This is a genomic window from Streptomyces sp. LMG1-1-1.1, assembly GCF_040815545.1.
Classification (GTDB): domain Bacteria; phylum Actinomycetota; class Actinomycetes; order Streptomycetales; family Streptomycetaceae; genus Streptomyces.
In genome coordinates, this window is record NZ_JBFPNH010000032.1 from 364,577 (window position 1) to 376,493 (window position 11,917).

The 11,917-nt window shown below is 74.7% G+C and carries 7 protein-coding genes; 4 read left to right on the plus strand and 3 right to left on the minus strand.

Annotation, left to right across the window (positions count from 1 at the left end):
* Positions 1-53: 53 nt before the first annotated feature.
* Positions 54-2,636 carry an MFS transporter gene (locus MRBLMG1_RS19805; RefSeq protein ID WP_367825398.1) on the minus strand — a complete coding sequence of 861 codons (2,583 nt, stop codon included), beginning with the start codon at positions 2,634-2,636 and terminating at the stop codon, positions 54-56.
* 150 nt (positions 2,637-2,786) lie between these two features.
* On the opposite strand from MRBLMG1_RS19805, the gene MRBLMG1_RS19810 reads away from it, so the two are divergent.
* A complete protein-coding gene (locus tag MRBLMG1_RS19810) occupies positions 2,787-4,682 on the plus strand; it encodes a serine/threonine-protein kinase (RefSeq protein WP_367825399.1) in 1,896 nt (631 codons plus the stop codon).
* Between the two features lie 20 nt (positions 4,683-4,702).
* On the opposite strand, the gene MRBLMG1_RS19815 is transcribed toward MRBLMG1_RS19810, so the two are convergent.
* On the minus strand, positions 4,703-6,706 hold the full coding sequence (locus tag MRBLMG1_RS19815; RefSeq protein ID WP_367825400.1) for a SpoIIE family protein phosphatase: 2,004 nt from the start codon (positions 6,704-6,706) through the stop codon (positions 4,703-4,705).
* Between the two features lie 118 nt (positions 6,707-6,824).
* Positions 6,825-7,499, minus strand: coding sequence for a DUF998 domain-containing protein (locus MRBLMG1_RS19820; RefSeq protein ID WP_367825401.1), 675 nt, complete (start codon positions 7,497-7,499; stop codon positions 6,825-6,827).
* A 257-nt stretch (positions 7,500-7,756) separates the two neighbouring features.
* Between MRBLMG1_RS19820 and MRBLMG1_RS19825 the strand changes: the two genes are divergently transcribed.
* The 3 genes from MRBLMG1_RS19825 to MRBLMG1_RS19835 all read left to right on the plus strand — a co-directional run.
* Entirely contained in the window at positions 7,757-8,080 is a 324-nt protein-coding gene (locus MRBLMG1_RS19825) for a YciI family protein (protein WP_367825402.1), read from the plus strand.
* Between the two features lie 124 nt (positions 8,081-8,204).
* Positions 8,205-10,172, plus strand: coding sequence for a sigma-70 family RNA polymerase sigma factor (locus MRBLMG1_RS19830; protein WP_367825403.1), 1,968 nt, complete (start codon positions 8,205-8,207; stop codon positions 10,170-10,172).
* A gap of 217 nt (positions 10,173-10,389) precedes the next feature.
* Positions 10,390-11,917 (plus strand): sensor histidine kinase (locus tag MRBLMG1_RS19835; protein WP_367825404.1); only part of this gene is annotated, 1,528 nt, incomplete at its 3' end.

Below are 11,917 nucleotides of genomic sequence, written 5' to 3' on the forward strand. Positions count from 1 at the left end.
GGCCCTCACCCCTCCTCCGGCTCCGGCTCCGGCGTGCTGTCGGGTACCCCCTCCTAGCGTCCGGGCTCCTTCGTCACCAGCAGGCCGCCGACCAGGCCCGCGAGGAGCATGAGGCCGGCCGCGCACCACAGGGTGACGGAGTAGCCGGCCAGGACCGCCGCCTCGGTGCTGGTGGCGAGGTCCATCAGGGCGTCAGGGAAGTCGTACGGGTCGAGCAGGACGCCGCTCTCCAGCGGCTCCCGCAGCTGCTCCGGGATGCCCGAGACGCCGCTCAGCCGGTCGGAGATCACCGTGGCGAGGAGGACGCCGACCAGCGGCGTGGCGAGGATCGCGCCGAGGTTCTGCGCCGTGAGGACGACCGCGGCGGTTCCGCCGGGGTTGCGCGCGAAGGCCGTGCCGGTCGCGGTGGCGATGAGCGGGGAGAGCGCGAGGCCGAGGCCGGTGCCGACGAGGAGGAGGGAGGGCAGGATCTGGCCGGAGTACGAGCTTTCCACCTCCAGGCGGGTCAGCAGGGCCGTGCCGACCGCCGCGAGGAGCAGGCCGGGACCGGCCAGGAGACCGGGCGCGACCCGGTCCTGGAGGCGGGCGGAGACCTGGGTGGAGACGATCAGGACGGCGGCCGCCATCGGCAGCAGCGCCATGCCGATGTCGGTCGGCAGGTAGTAGAAGGCGCCGCTCAGGAAGCGGTACAGGACCAGGAACATGGCGGAGGAGCCCATGCCCACGAGGAGCAGGGCGAGCAGGGAGGCGAGGCGGCGGCGGTCCTGGAAGGCCTGCGGCGGGACGAGCGGGTCGCTCGACCGGGTCTGCCACCGGACGAAGGCCGCGAGCAGGGCCGCGCCGGCCACGAGCAGGAGCAGGGTCAGCGGCTCGGTCCAGCCCTCCTGACCCGATCCGGACGGGCCCTCGCCCGCCATGAGGCCGAAGCCGAGGGCGACGAGACCGCCGGTGCCCAGCAGCGTGCCCGGTGCGTCGAAGCGGACGGAGGCGCGGGCCCACCGGTCGTCGGCGAGGCCGCCCACCACGGCGACGGCCACGGCGGCGAGCGGCACGATGACGTAGAAGCACCAGCGCCAGCTGACGTTCTCGGTCAGCCAGCCGCCCGTGTAGTCGCCGATCGCCAGACCGCCGCCGACCAGCGCCGCGTAGAGCCCGAAGGCCCTGCCGCGCTCCTTCGGGTCACTGAAGCCGCCGGCGACCAGGGCGAGGGCGGCGCTGGACACCAGCGCGGCGGACACGCCCTGGAGGACCTGCGCCGCGACGAGCAGCGCGGTGGCGGCCGCCGAGCCGCCGACGGCGGAGGCCGCGGCACACCCCGCCAGGCCGACGATCAGCGCCCTCTTGCGGCCGAGCAGGTCGGTGACGTGCCCCCCGAGCAGCAGCAGTGCGCCGAAGGCCAGTCCCTGGGCGGCGAGCATCGTCCGCAGGGCGTCGGCGTCGACGCCCAGATCGCGCGTCGCGGTCGGCAGTGCCGAGTACGCCGCCGACGTGCCGATCGCCACCAGGAGCTGTGCCAGCAGGGCCGCCACCAGTCCCCGCCACCGCTTCGGGGAGGCGCCCGGCGCCTCGGGCGGGACCGCGAGGGGGGACCAGCCGCCCGGCACCGGGCCGCCGGCAGGTCCGAAGCCCGGCGGTGGCCGGTGGTCGACCGGCGTCGTCGGCGGGTACGCGGGAGGCTGCGGGACCGGCTGCGGCTGGGACGGGATCCGCGGGTCCGCCGTGTGCGTGACCCGGGTCTCGGGCGCGAAATCCAGCAACTTCGCCGCGTGACGGCCGAGTTGGGCGAGGACGGAGCCGGGGAGCCATTCCTCGGCCGGGTCGGTGACCGTACGCGCGGCGACGTCGGCGGGGGTGGGCCGCCGCGCCGGGTCCTTGTGCAGGCACTCGCGGACGAGGTCGAGGAGCGAGTCCGGCACGCCGGTGAGGTCGGGCTCGTCCTCGGCGATCCGGAACAGGTGCGCGTGGAGACCGGTGTCCGTGGCGCCGAAGAGCAGTCGGCCGGTGGCGGCGTAGACGAGGACCGCGCCCAGGCAGAACACGTCGCTGGCCGGGGTGAGTTCGAGGCCGCGGACCTGCTCGGGCGACATGAAGCCGGGCGAGCCGATCAGCATCCCGGTGCGGGTGCGCAGGCTGTCCCCGCCGAGGCCGTCCATCGCGCGGGCGATGCCGAAGTCGATGACGCGCGGCCCGTCCACGGTCACCAGCACGTTGGACGGCTTCAGGTCGCGGTGGATGAGGCCCGCGCCGTGGACGGACCGGAGGGCCACGGCGAGACGGTGGGCGAGGGTGCGGACCGAGTGCTCGGGCAGCGGCCCGAAGTCCCGGGCGACGACGGTCGTCAGATCGGGTCCGGGGATGTACTGGGTCGCCACCCAGGGCACCGGAGCCTCGGTGTCGGCGTCGAGGACGGCGGCCGTCCAGTCGCCGCCCACCCGCCGGGCGGCCGCGACCTCGCGGGCGAACCGCTGCCGGAATTCGGGGTGTTGGGCGTGCTCGGCCTGCACCACCTTCACCGCGACCGTCCGGCCGGCTTCCGACCGCCCGAGGTACACCAGTCCCATCCCTCCCTCGCCCAGCCGGGCGATGAGACGGTAAGGGCCGATGCGCGTCGGATCTTCGGTGATCAACTGGTCCACGCGAGTAACATAGTTGAGGCCGCCGATCCCCGGGGCGGATCACCGCGAACCAAGGCCGACGTCACGGGCTCCACGCCCGGCCGACCGACCGGCCGGGCACCGGTAGGGTGCCCTCCGGCAACAGTGTTCTGCGTGGGGAGACATGGGTTCATGAGCGGTCTGCAGTCGGGGAGAGACGGCGGCGACGAGGTCTTCCACCCGCTCGCGGCGGACGATCCGACCACGGTCGCGGGGTATCGGCTCGCCGCCCGGCTGGGGGCCGGCGGCATGGGGAAGGTGTACCTGTCGTACACGCCCGGTGGTCGTCCCGTCGCCATCAAGCTGATCCGTCCCGAGTTCGGCGAGGACGCGGAGTTCCGCCGCCGGTTCGCGCAGGAGGTGCGCTCCGCGCAGCGCGTGCAGGGTCTGTTCACGGCGCCCGTGATCGACGCCGACCCCGAAGGCGCGCAGCCCTGGCTGGCCACCGCGTACGTGCCGGGCCCGTCGCTCGCCGACGCGGTCGTCGCGCACGGGGCGCTGCCCGTGGAGACGGTGCTGCTGCTCGTCGCGGGGATGGCCGAGGCCCTGCACGTGATCCACGGAGCCGGGATCGTGCACCGCGACCTCAAGCCGTCGAACGTGCTGCTCGCCGCCGACGGCCCCCGCGTCATCGACTTCGGCATCGCGCACGCGGCCGACGCGACCTCGCTCACCGGCAGCGGCGTCACCATCGGCACCCCGTCGTTCATGGCTCCCGAACAGGCCGCAGGCAGCAAGGTCACGCCGGCCACGGACATCTTCGCGCTCGGCCAGGTCGCGGCGTACGCGGCGACCGGGGTCCCGGCCTTCGGCGAGGGCACCTCGCACGGGGTGCTGTACCGGATCGTGCACGAGGAACCGGATCTGAGCGCGGTGCCGGAGCGGCTGCGCGAGCTGGTCGCGCGCTGCCTCGGGAAGGACCCGGAGACGCGGCCGTCGATCCCCGAGGTCATCCGGCTCTGCCAGGCCGCGAACGCGGCGACGGTGCTGCGCCGCCCCGAGGACTGGCTGCCGGGCGCGGTGTCCGCCGACATCACGGCCCGGACGGCGGCTCCGGCGCCCCTCCAGGCCCCGCCCCCGCCGACCGTCGCCCCCGGCTACTCCCCCACCGCGCCGGCCGGACTCGCCCCGGGCTACGCACCGACGGCACCCGCCGGTCCCGGCGCGGCCTACTCCCCCGCGGCCCCGGCCTCTCCGGCCGCTCCGCCGTCCGCCCCGCCCGCCGGGTTCGGTCCCCCGGTGGGGCACCGGTCCCCGCCGCCGGGGCCGTACTCGACGCCCGCACCCCACACGGCGCCGTCCCACGCCGCCTACGCGCCGACGCAGGGGCCGGCCCCGGTACCGGCTCCACCGAACCCGCGGGCGTATCCGCAGGCCGCCTACCCGATGCCGGGCGCGCCCGTCCCTCCCGGCGCGCGGCGGAGTCCGGCCAAGCGCGGTCTGCTCGTGGCCGTCGCGGCCGCGGTGGCGTTCGCCGTGGCGGGCAGCCTCACGGCGTACGTCGTACTGAAGGACAAGGACCAGGGGCAGTCGGCGGCGGACGGCGGCGGCAAGCCGAGTGGCCGGACCGGCGGGAGCGCGAGCGGCGGCGGTTCGACGGGGGCGACGGCCGGGTCGAAGCCGTCGTCGGCGACCGAACCGAAGCCGTACGACTTCAAGGCGATCAACCTGACCGCCGGGTACCACCTGACCCTCGGGGACGACACGGTGCGTCCGCAGGCGGGCGAGGACGGCGGGTTCGAGCTCTCGTACGACACCGGCGGGTACCTCGACGCCGAGAGCAGCGGGGGCAGTCTGGTGCTGCTCGACCCGGGGCAGCAGGGTTCCCTCGCCGTCTGCCGGGCGGAGACGCGGTTCACCGAGAACATCTACGTGAACAAGCTGTCCACGGGCCGTCAGGTCTGCGTCACGACCGGTTCGGGCCATCTGGGCCTCGTCACCGTCAAGGGCCTCTCCCCCGAGGACTCGCCCAGTACGTACATGACGATCGACGTGACGGTCTGGCGCAACGCGGCCTCCGCCTCGTAGGCCCGCGTCAGCGGTTCTCGTCAGCGGTCCGCGGGCCCCTTCGTGCCGATCTCCGCCCAGACGGTCTTGGTGTCGTCGGTGTAGCGCACGCCCCAGTCGTCGGCTATGGAGGCGCAGATGAGGAGCCCGCGACCGCCCTCGTCGACGGCCTTCGCGTGGCGCAGGTGCGGGGCGGCCTGGCCTGCGTCGCTCACCTCGCAGATGAGTCCGGCGCCGTGCCTCAGCAGGCGGAGGGTGACGGGAGCCGCCCCGTAGCGGATGGCGTTGGTGACGAGTTCGCTGGCGACGAGCGTCACCGAGAAGGGGTCGAGCGGCAGGTCCCACACGGCGACGCGGTCCTCGACGAGGGTCCGGGCGGTGCCGACGGCCTCGAAGTCGAAGGGGATGTCCCACACGGCCAGTTCGTCCGAGGAAAGCCGGCGGGTGCGGGCGAGCAGGAGGACGCGGTCGGGGGCGAGGAGCCGTTCCACGTCGTCGGCCATCGCCTGCGGGTCGCGGTCGGGCCGGGAGAGCGCGGCCATGATGCCGTCCGTCCGGGCGCCCTCGTCGCCGGGCGACGGTGCGGAGGCCAGGCAGAGCGTGCTGCCCTCGGGGAGGGTGTGGGTCGCGCAGGCGAACGGCGGGCCCTCGGCGCCGAGGAGGGGTCCGTCCTCGACGGGTCGGTCGTCGACCGACCCGTCGGGCCGCACGACGGCGAAGAGGGAGGTGCCCGCGCGGGCCACGTCGAGTCGGCCGACGGCGGGGTCGTAGACCGCGATCGTGCAGCTCGCGGTCGGCTCGTCGGCTCCGGTGGCGTCGGTCTGCTCGCCGGAGAGGCGGCGGGTGGTGGTGTGCAGCCGGGCCAGGAGTTCGTGCGGGTCGAGGTCGAGGGTGCTCAGGCTGTGGACGGCGGTGCGCAGCCGGCTCATGGTGGCGACCGCGCTCAGTCCCGGGTTCTCGACCTGGCCTACGACCAGGGCCACCCGCCCTCCGGGCAGCGGGATCACGTCGTACCAGGATCCGGCGCCGGTGCCGCCGGGGCGGTGCCGCTGGGCGATGTCGACGGCCCGCTGGGTGGCCTCGTGCTGGCGCAGCGGCCAGCCCTGCAGCGCGTACATCACGATGTGCTCGCGGGTGAAGCGGAGCGCGTTCTCCAGGCAGGTCGCCGTGCGGGCCGCGATGGCGTCGGCGAGCGCGACGTCTTCGGGGTCGTACGGTTCGGTGGTGTCGGCGCGGTGGAAGGCGACGGCGCCGAGTACCTGCCCGTGTGCCTTCAGCGGCGTCACGAGAACGGCCCCCTGGCGGCCGCCGACCGCCGCCGCGCCGGGCAGCAGGGCCGCCGCCGTCGGCAGCGTGTCGCCGAAGACGCCCGGCAGCAGGACCGGGCCGACGTCCGGTACGGGCGGGCCCGCCGATGTCCGGCCGGCGGCGGCGCAGCGCAGCAGAGGTGCCGCGTCGGCAGCCTCCAGGGCGGGGTCCTTCCCCCTCAGGACGGAGTCGGTCAGAGCGACGACCACGGAGTCGGCGAACCCGGGCAAGGTCACGTCGACCAGCTCGCGGGCGGTGCGCTCGACGTCCAGGCCGGTGCCTATCCGCTCGTACACCTCGTGCAGCAGGCCGAGCCGGGCGCGGGCGCGTTCGCGTTCGGTGACGTCGGTGCTGGTGACGACGAGGCCGAGCGCGTGGCCGTCTCCGTCCTCCAGGCGGTGGACGGAGACGGCGAAGACGGGCCTGCGGTGGGTGTCGCCGAACGGCTGACCGTTGACCAGCAGGTCGCTCGCGGGGCGGCCGGTGGCGAGGACGTCGCGGAGCACGGTCTCGTCGAACGAGATCCCGAGGGTGGCGTACGCCTCGACCGCCGGTAGTCCTACGAACCGTTCGGCGGGGATGCCGCGCAGCCCGGCGGCGACCTTGTTCACCTTGATCACGCGTAGTTCCCGGTCCAGAACGTGGAGTCCCACCTGGGACTGGGTGAAGACGGCCGCCAGGATCGCTTCGCCCCACACGTTCTCGTCGATCGTGACCAGAGACTTTTCCGCGTCCACTCGCTCCTCCCACGGGGATGTCCTCCCCCGAGCCTCCCTCACCGCGGCGCATCCCGCGAACCGACGGGCCCCGGACCGCGCGGGGCGGTCCGGGGCCGTCGCCCACGGGACGGGCCGTTCAGTGGCGGCGGCGGTAGCGGTCGGCCACCGCGGCGACCAGGAGGAGTGCGCTGACGGCGCCGACGGCCAGGGTGAGGGTGCCGGCCCGGCCGCCGCTCATCGCCCAGCCGTTGCCGAGCAGGAGGGCCGTCCCGGCGACGCGGGAGGCGATCGTCCGGCCGCGGTCGCCGGCGCGGTGGAAGTGCCGGCCGAGGACGTAGCAGGCGGCGATCAGCGAGGTGAAGGTGACCGACCCGGCGGCGAAGTGCGCGTAGCTGTGCCAGGTGAGGGTGGCGGGCTGTCCGTAGGGGGTGCCCGCGGGGAAGCCGTCGGCCGGGTCCATGACGAAGACGCCGGCGGCGATCATGCCGAGGCCGGCGATCCGCACCAGTCGCGGTGCCCAGGTGCCGCCCGCGGTGCCGTGCAGGGCCCTGCGCAGGCCGGTCGCGCCGACGGTGAGCAGCACTCCGGCGACCAGGAAGTTCGTGATCTGGAGCCAGCCGAGCGAGCCGTTGCTCAGGGCGCTCAGCGGGTGGCGGGTGATGTCGAAGCCGTCGCGGGTGGCGGCCTGGGTCAGGGACACCACCGCCCAGAGCGGAGAGGCGACGGCCACGCAGGCGAGGAGGGCCCGCGTGCCGGGCCGGGTGGGGACGGCGGTGGCGGGGGGAGCGGTGGGGCTCTGGAGCGTGGTCATGGCGGGGCCTCTCGGGTTCGTGCTGTCCGGGTTCTCGCTGTCACGTCGATCCGGCGATGTGACAGGGAATGCGAGGCGTTCCCTGTCACATCCCTTCGTTCGACGTACGGGCGGAACCACCGCACGGCGCACCTCCGCACCCCGCGAATCCGCGCCCCGCACATCGACACGAAGCGATATCCGCACCACGCGAATCGGCACCACACCACGCGAGTCCGCACCACGCGGGTCCGCACGACGAGGAGACGAGAATCCCCATGCGCTACCTGATGACGACGAAGCCGTCCGACACCGCCCCCGACGAGGCCCTGTACGTCGAGATGGGCCGGTTCATCGAGGAGCTGACGGCGTCCGGTGTCCTGCTCGCCACCGGGGGTCTGGAGCCGGGAGGCGTCCTGGTGTCCTCCGTCGGCGACGAGATCACGGTGACGGACGGGCCGTTCGCCGAGGCGAAGGAGGCCGTGGTCGGCTTCGCGCTGATCGAGGTCCGCTCCAAGGAGGAGGCGATCGAGCTGGCGCGCCGCTTCCGCAGGATCGTCGGCGACGGCGAGAGCGTCGTCCAGGAGGTCTTCGGCCCCTGAGCGACCGTCACCACCGCGGAGGCGTCCTGCCGGTCAGGTCGGGCAGCCTCCGGGCCCTGACCAGGGAGAAGCACCCGTCCCGGCTTGCGTGCGAGCCGGGACGGGTGCTGTCATCGTGCCTGTGGTGAACGCCCATCGCACGATCGACGCGGTCTGGAAACTGGAGTCGGCCAAGATCATCGCCGGGCTCACCCGACTCGTGCGCGACGTCGGCCTCGCCGAGGAGATGGCGCAGGACGCGCTCGTCGCCGCCCTGGAGCAGTGGCCCGTCTCCGGGATCCCCGACAATCCCGGCGCGTGGCTGACGACCACCGCGAGGCGGCGGGCGGTCGACCACATCCGGCGCGCGCAGCGGCTGACGCGCAAACAGGAGGAGCTCGCCCACGAGCTGGAGCGGCAGCAGGAGCCCGAACAGGACGACGTCCTGCGGCTGATGCTCGTCTCCTGTCACCCCGTCCTGTCGACGGACGCCCGCGCGGCGCTGACGCTCCGACTGCTCGGCGGCCTCACGGTCGAGGAGATCGCCCGGGCGTTCCTCGTGACGGGCGCGGAGATCACCCGGCGCATCGCCGGGGCGAAACGGACGCTGGCCGAGGCCGGTGTGGAGTTCGACCTGCCGGAGGGCGCGGAGCTCGCCGGTCGCCTCCGCTCGGTCCTCGAGGTCGTCTACCTGGTCTTCAACGAGGGCTACTCGGCGACCTCCGGCGACGACCTGATGCGCCCCGGGCTCTGCCTCGAGGCCCTGCGGCTCGGCCGCCTCCTGGCGGAGCTCGCGCCGCAGGAGGCGGAGGTGCACGGCCTGGTCGCGCTCATGGAGATCCAGGCGTCCCGCTCGGCCGCGCGCACCGGGCCGTCCGGCGAACCCGTCCCGCTGCACGAGCAGAACCGCGGGCGCTGGGACCCGCTGCTCATCCGCCGCGGGTTCACCGCGATGCTGCGGGCGCGCGAGGCCGGCGGGACACCCGGTGTGTACGTGCTCCAGGCGGCCATCGCCGTCTGCCACGCCCAGGCGCGGACCGCCGAGGAGACCGACTGGGCCCGGATCGCCTCGCTGTACGAGGCGTTGGCCCGGCTGCTTCCGACGCCGATCGTGCGGCTCAACCGGGCGGTGGCGCTGGGGATGGCGTACGGGCCGCAGGCGGGGCTCGACGTGGTCGACGCCCTGCTCGCCGATCCCGCGCTGCGCGACTACCACCTCCTGCCCAGTGTGCGCGGTGATCTGCTGGCGCGTCTGGGACGGCACCAGGAGGCGCGGACGGAGTTCCACCGGGCGGCGGCCCTGACCAGGAACGAGGCGGAGCGCGCCTTTCTGCGCCGGCGGGCGGACGCGTTCCCCGACCCCGGGCCGAGCGGGCCGACCCTCGGCGGGGCCGCCCGCGCCTTCCTGGCCCGTGACGATCTCGACACGGCGACGGTCCACTCGTACGGGCAGACCCTCCGGCGCCTGTGCCTGGCGCTCGGCGAGCGGCGGCCGTTGGACTCCCTGACGGCGGGCCAGGTGGCGGGGGTGTTCGCGACGGCCTGGGGCGGGGCGGCGGCCCGCACCTGGAACCGGCACCGCTCGGCCGTGCGGTCCTTCGGCGCCTGGGCGTCCCTGGGCGACCTCGCCGCGGAACTGGAGCGCCGCCCCGAGACGCGCGCCCGCGCGGTGCCGCTGACCTCCGCTCAGCTCGACGCGTTGTGGAGCGATCCGGAGGTCCCGCTCCGTGAACGGACGCTGTGGCGGCTGCTCCACGAGTCGGGCGCCGGTGTGAAGGCGGTGCTGTCGCTGGACGTCGAGGACCTGGACCTGGAGGACCGCAGGGGCCTTACGGGCGGCGCCTGGGTGAGCTGGCGCTCCGGCACCGCCCTGCTCCTGCCGGGGCTCCTCGCCGGGCGGACGCGGGGGCCGGTGTTCCTGTCCGAGCGGCGCCCCGGACCGGGCCGGGTTCCGGCGCCGGAGGACCTGTGCCCGGAGACGGGCCGTCGCCGGCTGTCGTACGCGCGGGCCGAATACCTTTTCAAAGCGGCCACCCGGCCCCTGGATCCCGCGGCGAACGGCTTCACCCTGCACCGGCTGAAGGTCCGGCCGGAGCCGCGCCGGGCCGGGTAGGCGTGTGGCCTGGGCGACGGGGTTTCAGGAAGCGGTTACCGCACGGTACTTCCTGAAGGACTGGCAAGTACGGACCTTTGGGGCGCAGTAGCGGAAAAGTATTCGCAGTTACGGATGCTGATCCGATCAGGAGAGTTCCGAACTGATCAACAAGAGATCTATAGTGCCGTCGTTGCGACTCCCTTCCCCCGTGTGCCCGCTCCCGAGAGTCTGGTCGATGTCGGCGTCACCCACCCCCTTCCGCCCTGCCCTGATCGCCTCGCTGCTGACCGCCGCCGCGGGTGGCGCGCTCGCCGCCGCGGCCGTCGCCGCGGCACCCGGCGGGGTCCGCGCCCCACTGGGCTGGCTCGGCGCCTGCGGCATCCTGCTGCTCTCGGCCGCCGCCTACGCCGTGACCTGGTACGGGCGGACCTCGCGCGCGCTGAGCCGGCGGGCCGAGACCCTCGCCGCCGAGATCGCCTCCAAGGACGCGTACCTCACCCGGTTCACGGCCGCCGCCGAGCGCGAGGCGGTCGCGCTGGAGGAACGCCTCACCACGGAGGCCGCCGCCGCCGAGGCGGCCCACGCGGCACGGACCGAGGACCTCGTCCGGTCCCACGCGGCCGAGGTCGCCGCCCTCGCCCGGGAGAACGCCGCGGGCACCGCACTCCTCGAAACCCGGCTGCGCCGTGCCGAGTCCGGCCGGTCCGCCGCCATGGCCGCGGCGGCCAACGCCGCCGGCCGCATGCAGGCACTCGCCACGAGCATGCTCGCCGACCTGCGGGAGATGGAGAACCGGCACGCCGACGAGGACGTCCTGACCGACCTGCTCCACCTCGACCACCGCACCGCGCAGGCCGGCCGGCTCGCCGACTCCGTCGCCGTGCTCAGCGGGGCGAGGTCCGGCCGCCGCTGGGCCCGCCCGATCGTCATGGAGTCGATCCTGCGCGGCGCCATGGGCCGGATCAGCGGCTACCAGCGGGTACGGCTGCACTCCAGCAGTGACGCGGCCGTCGCCGGCCACGCGGCCGAGGGCGTCATGCACGCGCTGGCCGAACTCATGGACAACGCGGCGAACTTCTCGCCGCCCACCGCCGAGGTGCACGTCTACGTGGAGGAGGTCCCGGCCGGCGTCATCATCGCCGTCGAGGACAGCGGCCTCGTCATGAGCGACGTCCAGCAGCGCCGCGCGGAGGCCGCCGTCGGCTCCGCCCCGCAGGACCTGGCCGGACTCTCCGGCACCCGCCTCGGCCTCGCGGTCGTCGGCCGCCTCGCCCGCAAGCACGGCCTCACGGTGTCGTTCCGCCCCTCCGCGCGCGGCGGCACCGGCGCCCTCCTGATGCTGCCTCAGGAACTGATCAGCCACGTCCCCGCGGAACCGGCCGTCGCCCCCGCCGACCCGCTGCCGCCCGTCTCGGGCCGCGCCCTGGCCTCGCCCGCGGCGGCCGTCCCGACGCCGGAGGCCGCTCCGGTCCCCGAGCCCGAGCCCGAGACCGTGCACGACAGCGCGGCCGAAAGCACCGGCGAGCACCCGCGGTTCGGCGAGAGCGGACTCCCGCAGCGCCGGCGCGGCCGGGCGATGGCCGCCGCCCACCCCGAGGGCCCCGAAGCCGCAGCGAGCACACCCGCAGAGGGCCCGCGCACCGGCGCGGCCGCCGGCGCGGCGGGGGTAGGCGGGGCGTCGAGCCGGGGTGACATGGGTCTCCTTCGTCGTGCTTCTGCTGCGGTTTGCGGCGCCTCCAAAGCCGGTCGTGTCGGGTGCTCCC